Source organism: Clostridium gasigenes (assembly GCF_017348895.1).
Taxonomy (GTDB): Bacteria; Bacillota; Clostridia; order Clostridiales; family Clostridiaceae; genus Clostridium; species Clostridium gasigenes.
The window spans coordinates 1,915,498-1,936,179 of the sequence record NZ_CP071376.1; the positions used below are offsets into that span (position 1 = coordinate 1,915,498).

The 20,682-nt window shown below is 26.8% G+C and carries 14 protein-coding genes and 1 pseudogene; 12 read left to right on the top strand and 3 right to left on the bottom strand.

The window, feature by feature from the left end; all coding sequences use genetic code 11:
• The first annotated feature begins 3 nt into the window (after nucleotides 1-3).
• From J1C67_RS09100 to J1C67_RS09130, 7 genes are all read left to right on the top strand, one after another.
• The gene (locus J1C67_RS09100) at nucleotides 4-237 is read left to right on the top strand and encodes a hypothetical protein (protein WP_167867519.1); all 234 of its coding nucleotides are present in this window, start codon (nucleotides 4-6) and stop codon (nucleotides 235-237) included.
• 108 nt (nucleotides 238-345) lie between these two features.
• Nucleotides 346-1,095 carry a GNAT family N-acetyltransferase gene (locus J1C67_RS09105; protein WP_167867518.1) on the top strand — a complete coding sequence of 250 codons (750 nt, stop codon included), beginning with the start codon at nucleotides 346-348 and terminating at the stop codon, nucleotides 1,093-1,095.
• A 61-nt stretch (nucleotides 1,096-1,156) separates the two neighbouring features.
• Nucleotides 1,157-1,723 carry a GNAT family N-acetyltransferase gene (locus J1C67_RS09110; RefSeq protein WP_167867517.1) on the top strand — a complete coding sequence of 189 codons (567 nt, stop codon included), beginning with the start codon at nucleotides 1,157-1,159 and terminating at the stop codon, nucleotides 1,721-1,723.
• Entirely contained in the window at nucleotides 1,711-2,187 is a 477-nt protein-coding gene (locus tag J1C67_RS09115; RefSeq protein ID WP_167867516.1) for a GNAT family N-acetyltransferase, read from the top strand. Before J1C67_RS09110 ends, J1C67_RS09115 begins: the two co-directional genes overlap by 13 nt.
• A 36-nt stretch (nucleotides 2,188-2,223) precedes the next feature.
• Complete coding sequence (locus J1C67_RS09120; RefSeq protein ID WP_089966674.1) at nucleotides 2,224-2,523, top strand: Dabb family protein; 300 nt, start codon at nucleotides 2,224-2,226, stop codon at nucleotides 2,521-2,523.
• Nucleotides 2,524-2,544: 21 nt separating this feature from the next.
• On the top strand, nucleotides 2,545-2,733 hold the full coding sequence (locus J1C67_RS09125) for a nucleotidyltransferase substrate binding protein (protein WP_167867515.1): 189 nt from the start codon (nucleotides 2,545-2,547) through the stop codon (nucleotides 2,731-2,733).
• Between the two features lie 136 nt (nucleotides 2,734-2,869).
• On the top strand, nucleotides 2,870-3,373 hold the full coding sequence (locus J1C67_RS09130; RefSeq protein WP_089966669.1) for a hypothetical protein: 504 nt from the start codon (nucleotides 2,870-2,872) through the stop codon (nucleotides 3,371-3,373).
• A 224-nt stretch (nucleotides 3,374-3,597) separates the two neighbouring features.
• On the opposite strand, the pseudogene J1C67_RS09135 reads toward J1C67_RS09130, so the two are convergent.
• Nucleotides 3,598-4,986, bottom strand: a pseudogene (locus J1C67_RS09135) (urease accessory protein UreH domain-containing protein); the annotation flags it as partial.
• A gap of 844 nt (nucleotides 4,987-5,830) precedes the next feature.
• Nucleotides 5,831-6,373 (bottom strand): DUF2971 domain-containing protein, encoded by a 543-nt coding sequence (locus tag J1C67_RS09140; RefSeq protein ID WP_280526556.1) that lies wholly within the window; start codon nucleotides 6,371-6,373, stop codon nucleotides 5,831-5,833.
• Between the two features lie 62 nt (nucleotides 6,374-6,435).
• Between J1C67_RS09140 and J1C67_RS09145 the strand changes: the two genes are divergently transcribed.
• Nucleotides 6,436-7,988 (top strand): IS3 family transposase gene (locus J1C67_RS09145; RefSeq protein ID WP_167867715.1). Its coding sequence is split into 2 segments (ribosomal slippage): nucleotides 6,436-6,895 and nucleotides 6,895-7,988, totalling 1,554 coding nucleotides; the frame shifts between segments, so codons are not numbered across the junction.
• A gap of 411 nt (nucleotides 7,989-8,399) precedes the next feature.
• On the opposite strand, the gene J1C67_RS09150 is transcribed toward J1C67_RS09145, so the two are convergent.
• Entirely contained in the window at nucleotides 8,400-10,079 is a 1,680-nt protein-coding gene (locus tag J1C67_RS09150) for an ABC transporter ATP-binding protein (RefSeq protein WP_167867667.1), read from the bottom strand.
• Nucleotides 10,080-10,443: 364 nt separating this feature from the next.
• On the opposite strand from J1C67_RS09150, the gene J1C67_RS09155 reads away from it, so the two are divergent.
• From J1C67_RS09155 to J1C67_RS09170, 4 genes are all read left to right on the top strand, one after another.
• Entirely contained in the window at nucleotides 10,444-11,130 is a 687-nt protein-coding gene (locus tag J1C67_RS09155; protein ID WP_167867666.1) for a thioesterase II family protein, read from the top strand.
• A 134-nt stretch (nucleotides 11,131-11,264) separates the two neighbouring features.
• Nucleotides 11,265-12,011 carry an ABC transporter ATP-binding protein gene (locus J1C67_RS09160; RefSeq protein ID WP_167867668.1) on the top strand — a complete coding sequence of 249 codons (747 nt, stop codon included), beginning with the start codon at nucleotides 11,265-11,267 and terminating at the stop codon, nucleotides 12,009-12,011.
• Entirely contained in the window at nucleotides 11,998-13,908 is a 1,911-nt protein-coding gene (locus J1C67_RS09165) for an FtsX-like permease family protein (RefSeq protein WP_167867665.1), read from the top strand. The genes J1C67_RS09160 and J1C67_RS09165 overlap by 14 nt, the downstream gene beginning before the upstream one ends.
• 257 nt (nucleotides 13,909-14,165) lie before the next feature.
• Nucleotides 14,166-20,672 (top strand): non-ribosomal peptide synthetase, encoded by a 6,507-nt coding sequence (locus J1C67_RS09170; RefSeq protein WP_207253583.1) that lies wholly within the window; start codon nucleotides 14,166-14,168, stop codon nucleotides 20,670-20,672.
• The last annotated feature ends 10 nt before the right edge of the window (nucleotides 20,673-20,682 follow it).

Below are 20,682 nucleotides of genomic sequence, written 5' to 3' on the forward strand. Positions count from 1 at the left end.
ATTATGGAGCTGATTATAGAATTTGTATTTGAAGTGATTTTAGAGGGCGTTAATGATGTTTGGATCAAGTTTATGAAAAAAAGAAATCCGGATTATGATAGTAATAAAAGTAAGAAAGTATTTACTAAAATAATAGGAGTTATTTTGATATTGTTAACAGTTATACTTGTTTTGGCAATATTCTTTCTTATTGAATGGATATTCCCCGATTTATTTAATGTTGTAGGTCTTGATTAGGGAGCTTTTAATATAGGGAAAATATATAAGAATTTAAAATTAAATTTTTAATAAGGGTATTAGTAAATAGAGCACTAGTAGTAAGTGCTTTATAATGGGGGGAAAGATATGTACATAAAGAGTGAGGTTTTACAAATTGCTAAGGCTCAATTAGGGCTAGATTATAGTTGTGATCTATCTAGGTTTGAAGAGGGAAAAAATACTTTGGTTGAAAATAAGCTTGTTGAGGGTAGACGTATTTATGATAATGATGGATGCTTTTTGAAGATACTTTGTTTAGGGGGAAAATCAATTATCACAGCATCACCTTCAATTATGCCATGGTGTGAAGAAAAACTTATAAATAAAAATGCTGCATGGCTTTTTGAATATCCAAATTTGCGAGAAATAGATAAAAAGTTAGGAGAGTTTGGACATGAAATAGCTGATGTGCATCATTATTATCTACCAAATGCAAAAGCTAGAGAAATTGAAGCTAAAACCACAGTGAAATGGTATGAAGGTAAAGAAATTTCACAATTTGAGAATGATGATAGATTTGGAGAGGCATTTGCCTTTGATGAGAATCATCCAGATATGATTGCAGTTGCTGCTTTTGATGATGATAAGATACTTGGTATGGCAGGGGCAAGTGCAGATAGTGAAACTATGTGGCAAATAGGTATTGATGTTCTGCCAGAATATAGAGGCAGGGGTATAGGAACAAACTTGATTACACTTCTAAAAAATGAGGTTTTAAAAAGAGGGAAAATACCATTCTATGGTACAGTAGAATCACATTTAAATTCACAAAATATTGCTATTAGTGCAGGTTTTTTCCCAGCATGGGCAGAACTTTATTCGAAAAATAAAGATTAAGAATTAATCACCCCAGGGGTGTAATATTTTCCAAATGAATGAATAATAGGGGAGAACCATAATGAGTAAATTATTAAAATTAGTTTTAAGACAATTAGAGATTGATGATTTAGATGATTATTTATATTTAACCCATCCTTCACGTGAATTTCATAAGCTTAATGGGCCTTATTACGAGAAAGATAATGAAGCGGAATTGAAAAAATATATAGATGGGTTAAAAGTATTGTTACTAAAAGGTGAGAAAGATGTATTTAAAAATCAAAAAATAATAGCGAATAAAGATACTAATGAGATAATTGGACAAGTAAATTGGTATTGGAAATCAAAAGAAACTCTTTGGATGGAAGTAGGAATTATTATTTTTAATGAAAATTATTGGGGAAAAGGATTAGGGTATGAAGCTTTAAAAATGTGGATTAATGAAATTTTTAGAGAAAATCCAAAACTTATAAGAATTGGAATAACAACATGGTCTGGAAACAAAAGAATGATGAAATTAGCTGAAAAATTAGGAATGAAAAAAGAAGCAGTTTATAGAAAAGCAAGAATTGTTGATAATAAATATTATGACTCTTTAAGTTATGGGATATTACGTCAAAGGTGGTCAGAACTATGGCAAGGTTAGTAATTAGGGATTTTGAAATGGATGATTTTTCAGGTATAAATAATTTAATGGATGAAGTTCATAAATTTCATGTAGACAATAGACCTGATATTTATAAAAATATAGCTGTAGTAATGCCTAAAGAGGATTTTATAAATATTTTAAGTAAGGACAAAACAATTTCAATAGTAGCTGAAATAGATTCAATTATTGTAGGGTTATGTATTATTTCAATTAGAGATAGAATAGATAATAAAGCACTAGTATCAAGAAAAGTAGCTTTTGTTGATAATTTATGTGTTCTTAAAGATTATAGAAAACAAGGTATAGGAAAAAGATTATTTAATGAAGGAAAAAAACGTGCATTAGAATTTAGTGTAGATAGTTTAGAGTTAATGGTATGGGAGTTTAATAAAAAGGCAATAAATTTCTATAAAAGTGAAAACATGAATACAAGAAGTAGAATTATGGAATTAAAGTTATAGTAGGAAACTAAAAGAAGTAGGAAGGAGATAATTATAATGATAAGACATATTGTAATGTGGAATTTGAATGAAGGCTTTACAGAGGAAGAAAATAAAATTAATTTGCAAAAAATTAAAAATGAACTAGAAAAATTGAAGGACATAATTGAAGGGATTATTAGTTTAGAGGTAATAATTGATCCTATAGCTGGAAGCAATAAAGATTTAGTTCTTAATAGTTTATTTAAAGGCACAAAAGAATTAGAAAACTATCAAACACACCCAGAACATCTTCGTATAGGTAAGTTTGCTCGTAATGTAACGTGCGATAGAGTTTGCATTGATTATGTAGAATAGTAAAATAGAGGAGAATAAGTTATGAAGATCAATCAAAAAATATTATCAATAGTAGTAATTGGATGTAGTCTTATTACTTTATTAGAAGATAGAAATTCTACATCACATATATATAATGAGAATTTAGAAGATGAAGTTGCAAAAAGGATAATGAATGATTATGTTGCAGCGATTGGTGAACTAGTTAAAAATTTGGAAGGGTTGTTATAGGGAACCCAGGGGTGTAATATTTTCCAAATGACAAGTGGTTATTAAATGAAATTAATAATCAATCTTCATATAATCTTCATATTAGTTAGATACAATGTATTATGTATTGTAACAAAAAAATATGGAGGTAGTAAATATGAGTAATTTAATTTTTAACTATTTAGTGTACATGGTATATTTTTTGGGGATGGGATTAGTATCAAGCGGCATAGTATTAATGCCTTTTAATATAATGAGATATTCTACAATATTGGTAATTGGATTAATTCTTTTTATATCTGGCACGATGTTTAATGAGGTTGTGATCAATAAAAACAAATTATCAGCTATAGAAGTTACCAAGTTAATAATTGTATCATTAAGCTTGGCTATAGGAATAGGAATGATAAGTGGTGGAATTTCTCACTTTAAAGAAAATCCTAACTATGTATCATATCTTATACCAATAGGAATAATTGTTTCATCAATAAGTTTTACAGTAAAGAATAACTACAAATTGAACAAACAAAATAAAATAAAGCTATGCGTTGCACTGATAATTCTAGCTTTAGCTATACATATTACACTAAGCTTTTTTGCATCAAGTATGCTTGGAAATGGTGGAGATATTTTTAATAATATGAATAATATGCATAAGTAAAATAAATGGAGATGCCTCAAGGTAGAAATTGATTTCTATGTTGAGGCATCTCTTTTTCATGTAAAATATAAAATTTATAGCTTAAGGCGAAATAGATTGTACTAGTATAAACTAGAGTTGCTAGAATCTATAGCCCAGAACTATCAGAAAACCGGTAAGTACAACAACTTGTTGTACTTACCAATGAGAATTTGTTATACTTACTAGTGACAACTTGGCCCTAGACTTGGATTTGGACTTGCTGGTGGTATAGATGAATCAGATTTTGATGTGTCTACTGTATCAAGTTTATCTACAACTTTTATCACACCTCGTATCATTCCCATCCAACAACTAAAGTTTATATCCTTGTCTCCAGGAGTAAATTCAATAATGTTTTCACCACTTTTTAATTTTAACTGTTTGTTTAAGGATTTCACTACAATGGTATTATTACAAGATGTAAGCTGTTTTCCATCAATTATCCACTTAACAGGAATTCCTTTTTGAACGTAAAATTCATTAGGTGTATAACCATTATTAGAAGCTGTCATATTTATAACTTGAACACCATCTTTTATAATAGCCTTAGAAACATTTGAATTAGAAGAACCATTTGAGGTTCCGTTTGAGTTGCCAGTTAATAAATCTTTTGGACTATTTGAAAGTGCTGCCAAAGGATTAATATTTATACCAGCTAAGGCTAGTCCTCTGTTTCCCATAATTAGACCAAGAACTATAATAAGAACTCCACTAAATTTTAGTATTTTTTTAGTATAGCCCTTACTTAAAAGTCCAGATAATGCACCAAAGGTTAGCATAAGAGGGACTGTTCCTATCGAGAACATGAACATCGATAAGGCACCTTTTGTAGCACTTCCTGTACCTAGAGCAAAAAGCTGCATAGTTTGCAAGGGGCCACATGGCATAAGTCCATTTAAAAGTCCAACTATAAAAGGAGAGCCAGATTTGTTTTTAACTTTACATGCAGAATGAGGCAATTTAATAGTGAATTTTCTAAATGCACTAAACCCTGCCATATTAAAGCCCATCATTATCATAAATACACCAGCAAATAATTGCATGATAGCTTTTGCAGTTATTGAAAGTGAGAATACAGAACCAAGAGCACCAATTATTCCACCTAGGATAGTATAAGATACAACTCTTCCTAAATTATATAAAAGGGATGGTTTAATAGCTTCAAACTTGTTAGTGCTTTCTTTAGATAAACTTTGGGAAAGCATAATTCCACCGCACATCCCTACACAATGTATAGAGGTAAGAACTCCTACAACAAAGAGAACTGCATAAGAAGCATTAGTAAGTTTTGATTCCATATCAAAGCCACTAGTTTTCATGCCAAGCAGAATCACTGCAGCTACAACTATAAGAATTCCCATAAATTTATAATCATTTGAACTTTTAGTGCTATATCCAGCTTTTTTTATACTAGCTTTAATTTTATTAATATTACAGAGTTCATCATCGTATTTTACAATAGCGAACTGACCACTATAATCAGCTTTGGCATTTGATACACCCTCCAGTTTTATAACAGCTTTTTCAACTGAATTTTCACAAGATGTACAGGTCATTTCATACACTTTAAATTTTTCACTTCTAATACTCATAAATTTCCTCCTCATTACTTTCATAGGGGTATAAGACGTCCCAATTTAATTAAGTTCAATTAGTAAGTAATGTAGCAAAAGCTAATTTAGAACTTTTACCACATAAATATATATCTGTAGACTAAAGTGTCTTATTCAATGTTAGGCATAGTGAAATAAGAACATGATTAAAGTATATAAAATAAATATGTTGATTATATGAAGATGAAAATAGATAAAGAGTTAATATGTTATGAAAAATAATAGAAATAAACGCACTGTGTGAATCAGAATATAGGGTAAAAAGTATAATCAATCAAAATTAGACCTTATATTTAAAGGTTTTAAGTTTGATTATATATAATGAAACTTTATAATCAAACTTTTATTTCTAACACAAAAATACATACATTAAATCAACGGGTTCCGTTTTGAGGTGCATAAAGCTGTTTTATCAATAATAATAACAGCTACATTCACCAATGGAATCACAGGTAAAATCACAACAAATAATAAAAAGGCAGAATCACCTCTCAGGTGCTCTGCCTTTTTAATTTAGCTCGTATAACTTTAATATTGTTCAGATAATCTAAGAGATAAATTGGAATTCAACTCACACTTGCAATTTATTCTCCATAAGGTAAAATTGCCCTTTCCTCCAGTTAGCGACGCCAACCTTTAAATATCCTAATTTCCATACATTTTTAAGACATATGGATTTAAGCAGGCAAAGAGTTCCGTGAGACTGTTAACAACGCTAGCAAATAAGTCTATTGCTTAGCTTGATATTAAAAATATAAAATAGAATGGATAGAATATGTTTTTAAATGTTGTAATGATAACTAGAACTAAACATGAATAAAAATTAATTTTCGGGATTATTTATAATTCCTGTTCCTATAGATTGTTTTAATTGTATATTAGTTTCTTTTAATTGTATATTAGTTTCTTTTAATTTATCCAACAAATATCCCTTATCACTTTTACACAAAGGTCCAGTCGTTATACTTTTAACTAATGTTTTAGGTATTTTCACCTCGATATAATCTTGTGTTTTGTATCTGTTATCATACTTTTTATTGTAATTTTCTTTTACTTCAAATCTATTATCTTCAATGTATTTAACACCAAATATTAATCTAAATTCTTTTTCCAATTTCCAATACTCATGTTTAACCGATGCTGCTAACTGTTGAAACTGACCGATCCAACATGGATACATTCCAAAACCTTTAAGCGTCTCATTTTTATCATATTCAATATCTTTATAGATATCTATATTCTGTTCGTAATAATTATCGGTTATATATTCTTTCAATTCTGTTTTAGAAAACTCTAAACACACCCCTGTATTGTTAGTATAACTATCCCATAAAAACCTATTGTCATATTCCCTAGGTGGTAAGATAGTTGTCGTAGGGAGTAAAAGATGTTATTCTCAAAGTAGATAAAAGTAAGGGAGAGATACCTATGACAAAAGATAATAAAAATAATAAAAAGTATACAAAAGAAGAGAAGCAAAAGTTAATAGCAAGAATGTTACCACCTGAGCAAATTTCAGTAACAAAACTTTCAATAGAAACAGGCATTAGTCAATCAACCCTATCAACTTGGAAGTCAGTAGCTAATCGCGGGAGCGGAAACAATCCTAAAAGAAATAAATCATCTAAAGATAAATTTATGGTTGTTATGGAGACTTATACACTTTCTGAAATAGAACTTTCAAAATACTGTAGAGAAAATGGACTGTATGTTGAAGAAGTTAAGTCTTGGCGTTCTACCTGCATTGCAGCAAATGATGGTATTAGGGCTAATAGCGCAGACCTAACTGAAGAACTAAAGGAAGAGAAAAAGAAATCTAAAGAGCTAGCTAGAGACTTAAAGTACAAAGAAAAAGCTTTAGCTGAAACCGCAGCCTTATTGGTACTTAGAAAAAAGTTAGATGCGATTTTCGGGGACAACGAGGAAGATTAATCACCATAGAAGATCGCATAATAATTGTAAAGTTGATAGAAGAAGCAAATGCTAATGGAGCAAGATTAATTCCAGCTTGTGATGTAGTTGGTATTAGTAAAAGAACCTTTGAAAGATGGAGGCGTGGAGATACTATAAATGAAGATAAAAGAAAAAATTGTATAAGACCAGAACCTAAGAATAAACTTTCTAAGCAAGAAAGACAAAGTGTTTTAAATGTAGTAAGTAGACCTGAATATGCAGACTTACCGCCAGTTCCATCACTTGCTGATAGAGGTCAATATATAGCTTCTGAATCAACCTTTTATAGAATACTAAGAGAAGAAAATATGCAACATCACCGTAGGCATACAAAACCGCCTGAAAGAGTGCATACACCAACTACATATATAGCAGATGGTCCAAATCAAGTTTGGACATGGGATATTACATATATAAATACATATACTAGAGGACTTTATTTTAAGTTATATACAATAATTGATATTTATAGCCGAAAGATTGTAGGATGGGAAGTTTGGCCTGAGGAAACAGGGGAACTTGCTGCTGAATTAGTAGAAAGAGCTACGCTTACGGAAAATACTAAGGGTAAACCTTTAGTGCTTCATTCTGACAATGGAGCTCCAATGAAATCCTATACTCTTAAAGCGAAGCTTGAAAATCTAGGAATATTATCTTCATACTCTAGACCTAGAGTTAGTAATGATAATGCTTTTTCTGAATCGCATTTTAAAACTATGAAATATAGAGCCAGTTATCCAAATGATGGCTTTTCGTCAATTGAAGAAGCCAGGGAATGGGTATTAAACTTTGTTAATTGGTACAATAACGAGCACTATCATAGTGCGCTTAAATTTATGACGCCAAGTAGTAGGCATAATAGTGAAACAGATAAAATAATGGCTAATAGAAAGAAAGTATATGAAGCCGCCAGAGCACTTAATCCTTTGCGCTTTAAAAAAGGATTAAGAAATTGGAATCCAGATGAAACAGTATCATTAAATCCTACTAATGAAGTTAAAGAAAATAAAGTAGGTAATGCAATCTAAAAAAATCTAATTTAATAATTGGGTTATTACAATAATCAACTTCAATATTATTGTAATTTTTGAATTTAATACAAAATAAGTTGTGTAAAAAAGTTTTTTAATAATAATACGTCAACTCACTTGACATCTTCCGATAACAGCAATATTTAATTTTGGATTAATGCAATTTATTAAGTGGAATGTAAAAGAATTAAAATAAGGAAGCATGGAAAAAATTAAACCTCCAATATAAGATGGACTTTTATTTTACAATAGAAACCATAATATAGGAGGTTTAAAAATAGATAATAGTAGTTTATTATATAATTACTTGGGTATATGATAAATAAGTTTGATATTTAGTAATTATAATAAATATATACATAAGTTATTATTAATAGTTTAATTTAATTTGGTTTCATAAGTACTATGTTAATTAGTTTGTAAGGTATAAAAGTTTTTGAATTCAGAATTATTTTCAAGTAAATCATTCAATTTACCTGAAATAATTTGATGGTTTTTTTGCATAAAAATTATTTCATCGTATTTTGATAATAATTCATAACTTAGGTTATGAGTTATTGTAAGTAGTGTTAAGTTATCCATTTCGAGTAATTGAGTTTCTATGTTATAAGCAGTTTGCATATCTATAGCTGAAGTTCCTTCATCTAAAATTAAGATAGGAGTTTTACGGATTAATGCACGAGCTATCGCAATTCTTTGTTTTTGTCCACCAGAAAGATTTATACCATTCTCACCTACGCTTTTATATAAAAAATCATCATTTACTATAAATTTATCAACGCCACTTAATTTTAATACTTCTTTGAATTGAGAAGTATTAAAATTATTATACAAACAAATATTGTCAAAAATGCTTTTATTAAACATATATACATTTTGATGAATTAAAGATAGTGTTGAATTTATGGAAGCATTGCTATATTCTGATAGTCTTTTATCATCAAAGTATATATCACCTGTATAATCCGTATAATATCCAAGTAATAATTTAATTAATGTAGTTTTACCACAACCACTTTCACCTATAAGTGCATATTTTTTATTTTTATGTATAGTTAAAGATATATTATTTAAAATTTGATTTTTATCATAAGAGAAAGATAAATTTTTAATTAATATATGCGATTCAAATTTAAGATCAGAAGTATCTTTATTATATTCTTTATATTCAGAAATATTTTGAATTTTATTTAAAATAGGATGCATACTTGAAATCTTAGGAATACTATTTAACATTCCCATTATCGGAGAGACTAAGCTTGTACCTAGTTGAAAAATTGCAATTAATGTACCAGCTGTTAAATCACCTTTAAGAACTAAATATGCACAAAGAAAAATACCGATTAATTGAGTTAAATAAGCAAGAATTTGTGATAATGTTGAGTTCAAAACTATTAACTTATCTGATGAATATTTGATATCGCCTAATCTTATGTTATTTTTTTTAAAAGATTGTAAAATTACATTTTGAATATTAAATGAAGAAATTACTTCATAGCCAGAAAGTATATCTTTTATATTATTTGTGAAAGATGAGAATTCTTTTGATAAATTATCCTGCCTTTTTCTTAGAGATTTACCTAGCAAAGAAGGAACAATAAACATTAATAACATAGTTATTAATAGAGAAATAGTTATTAATGGGCTATAATAAATTAATACTACTAAAGTTGCTAAAAACATAATTAAGTTTTGAAAACAAATAATTATAGGTATTAAATAATTTTCTTCTAATAATTTAATATCATTAGTAAGTAGTGAAATATAATCTGCTGTATTTCTAGATGTAAAGTCAATATAATTTTGATTAATAATTTGTTTGAAAATATCATTTTTTAAAGAAATAAAAATATATTTATTTAATTTCTTATTGAGTAAATCAAATATATAATAAAGAATTCCAACTAATAACATATAACAACATGTGTAAATTATAAATTTTTTGAAGGAATTGAAATCTGAATTTATAGCAGAATCGACTATTTTTTGAATGAAAATAGGTAATAAAGAAAAACTACAAGCACTTATCATAGAGAATAGTAAAGTTATAAAAAATAGGAATTTATATTTTTTTAAATATTTTATCATTGTTATCTCCTTTTTAATTATGGTGATTTAAGATTCACTATAATTTTCTTATTTAATATTTATTTCTTAATAAAGCACTTCTTAAATGAAAAAAAATACTATAAATCCAATTACTGTAATAAGATTATACTCTAAAAATCAAGAAAAATCGACCAATATTTAATAAAAAATATTGAAATAGCTATTAAAAAACGTTTATTTGATTGTTTTGATATTAGTTTTTATATGTATAAATGCTAATATATTTTATAATATCAATTTTAATATATTTATTAACGTTATAACCTAATCTCGAGATACTATTTACAAATAAACAAAAAAATGTAAAAATATAAATTGTAAATATGAAAGAGAGGTGATCAAAATGATATTATTTTGTATACCATATGCAGGGGGAGCAGAACAGATATATTCAAATTGGAATAAAGTGTTTAGTAATAATATTGTTGTTAAAGGGATTAAGTTAAAAGGAAGAGGAAGTAGGTTTAATGAAGAATTTAGTGAGAGTATAAATGAAGCTGTAGATGATATATATATTCAAATGGAACCGTATATCAATACCAACGAATATGGAATTTTTGGACATAGTATGGGGGCTTTATTAACATATGAATTATATTATAAAATTTTAAAAGAAAAAAAGCCTGTTCCAAAGCATATGTTTTTTTCCGGGAATGGGGCTCCTAATATTAAAAAGATTAGAGATATAAGTTATAAAATGAAGGATGATATATTTTTAGATAGGATAGGTTCTTTAGGAGGAACACCTAAAGAATTTTTGGAGAATGATGAATTAATAAAATTAATTTTACCTATATTAAAGAATGATTTCAGATTAATAGAAGAGTATGAATATGTTGAAAAAGAAAATAAGATAAAATGTAATATAACTGTATTAAATGGAGACTTAGATAATATAACTTATGCAGAGAAATTTGGATGGAAAGAATTATGTGAAAAAAGTTGTGATTTCTATGATTTTAATGGGGGGCATTTTTTTATTAATGATTGTTATAATGAAGTTATTAAAGTAATTGAGGATATATTATAGGGATTGTTATATTTCAATATTACATAAATGTAATATTGAAAAGTAGAAATGTAATATTAATAGATAGATGTTAAATATTGAAAAAGGTATAATTTTATTATGATAGGATAAGGAGGAAGTTAATTTTGGAGATTATGATTAATATTTCAAATATATCTAAAAAGTATGGAAATGGTGATGAAATTCTTAAAGGGATTGATTTGGAAATATATAGGGAAGAGTTTGTAGCTATTATGGGACCATCGGGATCAGGGAAAACAACATTGTTGAATGCTATGTCTACAATAGATAAATCTACATCTGGAAAAATTGAAATATCAGGTAGAAATATCACTAATATAAAAGATAAAGAGCTATCTAAGTTTAGAAGGGATACGGTAGGGTTTGTTTTCCAAAATTTTAATTTATTAGACAACATGTCAATTAGAGATAATATTGCTTTACCATTAGTACTAAATAATGTGGAAAATAAATTAATATTAAAGAAAATAAATGAACTTTCAAGCCTGCTAGGTATAAAAAAACATTTAGATAAATATCCATATCAACTATCTGGAGGCGAAAGGCAAAGAGCTGCTATATGTAGAGCATTGATTATGGAGCCTAAGGTAATATTTGCAGATGAACCAACAGGATCATTAGATTCAAAGTCAACTAAGGATGTACTTAATTGTTTCAAAAGTATTAATAAAGAGTTAAAAACAACAATTGTTATGGTAACACATGATGCAAATGCAGCTAGTTTTTGTGATAGGGTGTTTTTTTTAGAAGATGGTAGTATTTATGGAAAGTTAGATAGCGATGGAGATAATAAGGACCTATTAAAAAGGACATTAAATATGTTAGCTATAATAGGAGGAGGCAGTGATGAATTCATTTAAAATAGCATGTAGGCTTTTGAAAAATAATAGGAAACTCTATGGGTTATATTTGATTGTTATCGTTTCAGCTATAGCTACATATTACAATTTTGTAGCTATAAAATATAATCAGAATTTTATTGAAGTATCAGAAAGATTACAAACAGCTACAGTGGCTAGTATGGTTTGTGAGTTTGTGTTAGCTTGTACTGTGATATTTTTTATGTGGCAATCTAATGAGTTTTTCTTTAAACATAGACAAAAAGAAACAGCGTTATATATGTTAATGGGGATAAGTAGTTCAAAAGTAGGAACTGTTTTTGGTATAGAGAGTATTATATTAGGTACGTTTTCTTTAGGTATAGGGATACCAATAGGAGTTCTTTTTTCTAAATTATTTTTTATGCTTTTAGGTAAAGTAATGAATTTAGGAATAGACTTTCAAGGAAGTTTTTCTTTTAGTTCACTTCTTCAAGTAGTAGTAGTATTTGGTATCATATTTATTTTTTTATTTTATAAGAATTATAAGGTAGTTAAAAAAAGTGAATTAATAAGATTACTAAATGCATTAAATGAAAGTAGCGAAGTACCAAAGTTGAATTATCTAAAAGGAATTATAGGAGTACTTTTAATTTTAGTTGGTTATATTATAGGTATTAGTATTAGAATAGTTGAACTAGATTTACTTATTGGAACTATGAGTTGTCTAATATTGGTTTCTATAGGGACATATTTATTTTTTGGGAGTTTTTTACCGATTATTTTATCTAAATTAATAACGAATAAAAGTATATTATATAATACATGGCTAATAATAAGTATTAATGATATATATTTTAAGTTAAAAAGTAATTATAAAAATTTAGCAATGACAGCTATTTTAGCTACATCTACAGTTACAGCTCTTACAGTTTCCTTATCTTTAAAGTATTGTGCAGATAAGGATTTGTTAGTAGAATCTCCTTATAGTTTTAGCTATATTAATAGTTATGAAGGGATTGAAAATGAAGTAAAAGAAGACTTGAGTAAATTCAATGTTAATATAGATAAAATAAATAAAATAAATTATTCTATAGGAAATATAGATTACTTAAATAGAGAAAATAGAATAGACAAGAGTGAACCGATATTTATCAGTTATTCAACTTTAATTAATACCTTGAAATTTTTAGATTTTGATTACAGTAATATTGATGAGATATCAAAGAGTGAAGTTTTATTCATATTAAGTGCAGATACAATTTCGACACCAATAAATGTTATAAACGAAGAAGTTAGTATTGAAGGCATAGAAAAAGAAATAGCAAACAGCATTAGAGTACCTATTTTTGGTAATGTGGAAGATCTAGGTAGTAGAAATATATATGTTTTTGAAGATAGTGAATATGAAGTTATTAAAGAGAGTTTAAATGGAAGAATATATTCAGGTGTTAAAATTAATTCTGAAGAAGAGAATTTTAAAATATTAGTCAATATAAAAGATGTAGTAAAGAATAATAATGGTAGTATTTTCCCTAAGGTTGATAAATATGTATGGGAATATTATGCATTTAAAATTTTCTTTTTCTTAGGAACGATAATGTCATTAATATTTATTTTAGCAACCTTAAGTACATTATATTTTAAGATTATTGGAGATGTAATTGATGAAAGGGAAAGATATAATGTTTTAGAAAAAATAGGGGTAAACAAAGAGGTTATAACTAAAACAGCTTTTTCAAAATTAGCAATAATATTTTTATTTCCAGTATTAATTGGAATTGTGCATAGTATAGTAGCAATCCAGATTGTTAAATTAATTTTAAATGAAAGTTTAGTTATGCAGAGTATAATAGGTATATCTATATTTATAACAATTATAACCATTTTTTATTTTGGAATTATTTATAATTACTCCAAAGTAGTATATCAAGAGTAGATGATTATGAATAACTTATAAATTAGAAATGAATAAATAGAAAATAGAGTGAAAAATAAATAATAAATAATAAATCCCAGTAGAAATCATATATTGATAACTACTGGGATTTGTTAATTTTTACAAATGTAATGACTATATATAAAAGGGTGAAATTACAATTAATTAAGAATATATTGTGTAAAAAACTTACATATGTTAAAATTATAGATGCAAATGTATAAAAAAGTAAAAAATAAATAAAAAGTGGTGAAAATATGAATTTAATTGACTTAATTTTAGAAAAAAAATGGAAAAATGATGCTGGGATTGTTTTTGTTAAAAGAGGAAAAGATGATAAAAAAGTTAGTTATAAAGAATTATATAACAAAAGCATGAAGATACTTGGAGGTTTACAAAAATATGGTATTAACAAAGGGGATGAATTAATTTTTCAATTTAGTGATAATGAGGACTGTATAAATGTATTTTGGGCTTGCTTAATGGGAGGAATTATTCCAGTTCCAATCACAAAAGGTGAAAATTTCAATAATTTAATGAAAATATTTAAGGTTAGCGAAAAATTAAATAATCCATATTTAATTGGAGAGAGAAAGCAATTAGATTATATAAAAGATTTTGCATGTGAAAATAAAATTACAGTTCAAAAAATAGAAAATAAATTTATTGATATTAGTGAAGTTAACAAGGAAGAAAATAATGGACAATTAGCAGAAATTAATGGTGATGATATTGCTTTCATTCAGTTTTCATCAGGATCTACTGGTGATCCCAAAGGTGTTATATTAACACATACTAATCTAATTACTAATTTGGATGCTATTACTACAAATTCAAATATGTCAGAAGACGATATTCTTTTGTCATGGGTGCCGTTAACTCATGATATGGGCTTAATCGGATGTCATTTAGCACCACTTAGTATAAATATGAATCAAGTAAATATAAATACAATAGATTTTATAAAAAGACCAACGCTTTGGATAGAAAAGGCAAGTGAGTATAAAGCAACTTTACTAGAATCACCTAATTTTGGTTATAGATATTTATTGATGGGGATGAAGAGACGTAGCGTTGAAAAATGTGATTTATCAAGTGTTAGATTGATTTTCAATGGAGCAGAACCTATATCAAGGGATTTATGTGATGAATTTTTAGATTCCATGAGTAAATACAATTTAAGAAGAAGTTCTATGTATCCTGTTTATGGATTAGCAGAAGCTTGTTTAGCAGTTACATTTCCATATTATTATGAGGAAAATTTTATAGTACATAAAATAGATAGACGAAAAATGAATATTAAAGATGAAATTATATATATACAAAACGAAAGTGATGAATATGCTGCTGAGTTTGTAGATGTTGGATATCCGGTAAAACATGTAGAAATAAAAATTAAAGATTTGGAAGGAAATGACTTAAACGAAAATGTAATAGGATTAATTTATATTAGAGGTAAAAATGTTACTTCTGGATATTATAATGATGAGGAAATAAGCAAGAAACTAATAGATAAAGATGGTTGGTTAAATTCTGGCGATTTAGGATTTATTCATAATAAGAGATTGGTGATAGTTGGGAGATATAAAGATGTTCTATTTTTAAATGGGCAAAATTTTTATGCGAATGATTTAGAGAAAATTATACAACGAATCGAAGGAATAGATTTAGGAGAAGCGCAAATCGCAATTGGAGCAACAAAAAATTACTCGAATAATGAAGAAGAAGTTATTGTATTTATTGAATATAGAAAAAAATTTGAAGACTTTATACAAATTGAAAGTCAGATTAAGACAGAAATTAACTGTAAATCAGGTGTGAAAGTAGATTATGTTATTCCAATTAAGAAAATACCAAAGACTACAAGTGGGAAAGTACAAAGATTTGAATTAATTAAAAAATATGAAAATGGAGAATTTGGATTAATATTAGATGATTTTAACGAAATAAAAAGAAAAATGTATAATAATACAGAAGAAGCAAAAAACCAATTAGAAACAGAATTATTGGAGTTATTAAAGAGTGAAAGTGGTATCGAAACACTTAATGTAAATGACAATTTCTTTGAAATAGGTTTAAATTCACTAATAATAAATAAAATTAGTTCCCAAATTAAAAAGTATTTTGGACAAACTATTAAAACTAAAGAGATATATCAATATCCATCAATAAGGGAGATGGCTCAGTTCCTTACTATAAATAATTTTAGTAATGGTGATGAAATAGATGAAACGTTTTATTATGATGATATAGATAGAAATAAAAATATACAAGATAAATATATAGCAACATCAACTGAGAAAAGAATGTACACTATTCAAAAATTAAATCCTAACAACTTGAATTATAATTTACCATATATATTAAAAATAAATAGAAAAATAGATGTTGATAAAATTAAAGAAGCAATTAATAAGTTGATTAATAGACACTACTCATTAAGGAGTTATTTTGAAGAAGAAGGCGAGGTATTATATCAAAAAATAAAAGATATTGAATATATGGAAATTGAAATCATAGAAAATAAATCAAATAGAAATGTAAAAGAATTTTTAGAAGAACAAAAAATGAATTTTGTTAAGCCTTTTTATTTAAATAGTTTACCTTTAATTAGAGTGGAAATTTTAAAATTAGAAGAGGATAAGCATACTATATTATTTGATTTTAATCATATAATATTCGATGGAGCAAGTTCAAAAATATTTTTCAATGAATTTTTAGAATTAATTAATGGCAGAGAGTTGGAAAGTTTAGATCTAGAATATAAAAAGTACTTTCTATATAAAAATTATGTAAATGATAAAAGTATTAAAAGAATGTCGAAATATTGGGAAGAGGAATTTAAAGTTGAACCAGAAATATTAAATATTCCTACAGATTTTCCAAGACCTGCGAAACAGACTTTTGTAGGGGATATCATATCTATAAATATTAATAAAAAAAATAATATCGAAAAAATTTGTATAGAAAATAAAATAACTCCATATATGTTTTTCTTATCAGTTATTAACATATTAATAAATAAGTTAACTAATCAAAGTGATATTGTTATAGGTACAATAGTGGAAGGGAGAGAGAAGGGTCTAAATAACAATTTGGTAGGAATGTTTGCAAATACTATTCCTATTAGATGTGAAGTAAATACTTTAGACAGTTTAGGTAATTTATTTTATTGTGTAAGAGAAAACTGTATTAATGCATTTGAAAATTCTGATTTAGAATTCGAAGAAATAATTAATATACTAAAGTTTAAAAGGGATTTAAGTAGAAATCCACTATTTGATGTGATTTTAGTGTATCAGAATAATGGAATAGATATATCGGAAGAAAAAGATATTAATATGGAGATTAACAAAATAATGACTAATAGTTCTAAGGTAGATTTATTATTTGAAGTAATTCCAAATAAATATAATTATGAAATTGAAATAGAATACAATTCAGATTTATTTAATAGAGATACGATAAATAGATTTGGAGAATATATAACAACTTTAATAGATAATATAATTAAGAATAAAAACGACAAAATATGCAACTTGTCGATTTTGAGAGAAAAAGAAAAAGTTAATATATTATTGGAAGAAAATAAGAATTACTCTAATTATGATAACAATATAACGATACAAGAATTATTTGAAAGACAAGTAGAAAATAGTCCGAATAATATTGCTGTTGTTTATGAAGAAAATCGTATAACTTATGAAGAATTAAATAAAAAATCTAATGTTTTGGCAAGAAAATTGAGAGAATGTGGAGTTATAGAAGACACAATTATAGGTTTAGTAGTAGAAAGAAGTATTGATATGATAATTTCTATTATGGCTATTCTTAAGGCTGGAGGAGCATACTTACCAATTGATAGTAAAATACCAAAAGAAAGAATTGATTATATAATAAAAGATTCAGGTCTGAAATTGTTACTGGTTACAGATAATACCAATATATTAATTGAGAATAACATTACTAAATTAAATATATCAGATCAGAACATTTTTATTGGTAATGGTAGTAATCTGAATATTATCAATAAATCTAGTAGCTTAGCTTATATAATTTATACATCAGGAACGACAGGAAAACCAAAGGGGGCAATGATCGAGCATAAGAATTTAGTTAGATTATTATTTAACGATAAATTTCAATTTGATTTTAATAGTAATGATGTATGGACTATGTTCCATTCATATTGTTTTGATTTTTCAGTTTGGGAGATGTATGGTGCCATATTATATGGAGGTAAATTAATTATTATTCCTGAATTATTAACAAAGGATTTTGATGGCTTTTTTAATTTATTAAAAAAGGAAAAAGTAACAATTTTAAATCAAACCCCTTCAGCTTTTTATAACATAATAGATATTGAATCGAACAATGAAAGTAAAGAATTAAATCTTAGATATGTGATATTTGGTGGAGAAGCACTTAATATTAAAAAATTAAGGAATTGGAAAAATAGATATGTAGACACAAAATTAATAAATATGTATGGAATTACAGAGACAACAGTTCACGTTACTTATAAAGAAATAACAATGGAGATTATTGAAGAGGGGATAAGTAATATAGGGAAGGCAATACCTACTTTAAAAACATATATAATGGATGAATATAAAAATTTAGTTCCAGTAGGTATACCAGGTGAACTATACGTAGCTGGAGAAGGGTTAGCAAGAGGATACTTAAATAGGGAAGAATTAACAAGAGAAAAATTTATAGAAAATCCTCATGTCAAAGGTGAGAGAATATATAAATCTGGGGATTTAGTTAAGAGGTTACCGAATGGTGACTTGGAGTATTTAGGTCGTATAGATAACCAAGTGAAAATAAGAGGATTTAGAATTGAGCTTGGTGAGATAGAAAGTAAACTCTTAAAATATAGAAATGTAAAAGAAGCAGTAGTTATAGCAAGAGAAGATGAAAATAAACAAAAGTATTTATGTGCTTATGTAGTCTTAAATAATAAAGAAGACAAAGTAGATAAAGTAGATATAAAGAAATATTTACAAGAAAGTTTACCAGAATATATGATTCCATCATATTTTATGACTATTGAAAATATTCCGTTAACACATAATCAAAAAATAAATAGAAGAGAGTTACCAGAGCCAGATGAAACAGGATTAATAGCAAATGAATATAAGGAAGCAAGCAATGAAATAGAAAAAAGATTAGTAGAAATATATAAAGATGTTTTAGGAGTAGAAATAGTAGGTGTAAATGACAATTTCTTTGATTTAGGGGGACACTCACTAAAAGCAACGGTATTAGCAAGTAAAATTCATAGAGAGTTAGATGTTGAAGTACCATTAAAGGAAATATTTAAGTCACCAACAGTAGTAGAAATAGCATCATATATAAGTAAAAGTAGTATAAGTAAGTATAAAAAAATAAAAAGAGTAGAAGAACGTGAGTATTATGAAGCTTCATCGGCACAAAAAAGAATGTATACATTACAGCAAATAGATAAAGAAAATAAAACATACAATATGCCTGGAATATTTGAAATAGAAGGAGAAGTAAATAGAAAGAAAATAGAAGAGACATTTATAAAGCTAATAGAGAGACATGAAATATTAAGAACTTATTTTGAAACAGTTGATGGAGAAATAGTACAAAAAGTAAAAACTGATTATAACTTTAAAGTTAAAGAAGTAAATGAAGAGTGTACTATAGAAGAACTTATGGATAAGTTTGTAAGGAAATTCGAATTAGAAAAGGCACCATTGTTCAGAGTAGAGATAGCAAATATAAAAGATAAAAAGTATTTCTTAATAGATATGCACCATATTATAGGTGATGGTGTGTCAATGGAGATTATGATAAAGGAATTTACAGAATTATATAGTGGTAAAGAGTTAAAACCATTAGAAATTCAATATAAAGATTTTAGTAAATATCAGAATGATTACTTGAGATCTAAAGAAATAGAAAGAGAAAAAGAATATTGGTTAGAAATTTTTAAAGAGAAACCACCAGTATTGAATTTACCATATGATTATGAAAGGCCAGAAATACAAAGATTTGATGGGGATAGTGTTAACTTTGTTATAGATGAAGAAAAAACAAGTTTATTAAGAAGTATAGCAAAAGAAAATGGTTGCACAATGCAAATGTTAATGATGGCAATTTTCAATGTATTCTTATACAAAAATAGTGGAGAAGAAGATATAGTGGTTGGAGTTCCGGTATCTGGTAGGGAACATGCTGATTTAGAAAATTCTATAGGAATGTTTGTAAATACATTAGCAATTAGAAACAAAATGGATTTAAGTGGAAGCTTTATAGATTTACTGAAATTAGTGAAAGAAAATTCGTTAAAAGCATATGAAAATCAAAGTTTACAATTTGAAGAATTAGTTGATTTAATTAGTTATAAGCGAGTAGTTGGAAGAAATCCAGTTTTTGATGTTGCTATAAATATGAATAATACAAAAGATAATTCTACAGTTGTTTTTGAAGATACTAAACTTAAGGGGATATCAACTATTACTAGTGAATCAAAGGTAGACTTAAGTTTGAGTATATATGAAAATGAAGGAACTATAAGTTTGACTTTAGTTTATTGTGTAAAGTTATTTAAGAAACAAACTATAGAAAAGATGATTAATGAATTGCAATTGGTAATTGATGAGATATTAAAGAATAAAGGTATAAAAATAAATGATATAAGTGTGCTTAATGAGGAAGAGAAATTTATAATGATTGAAGAAAAAAGTATTATAGAAGATGCAAAAAATATGTCATTTAATTTTGGGATATAGAATATAGGAG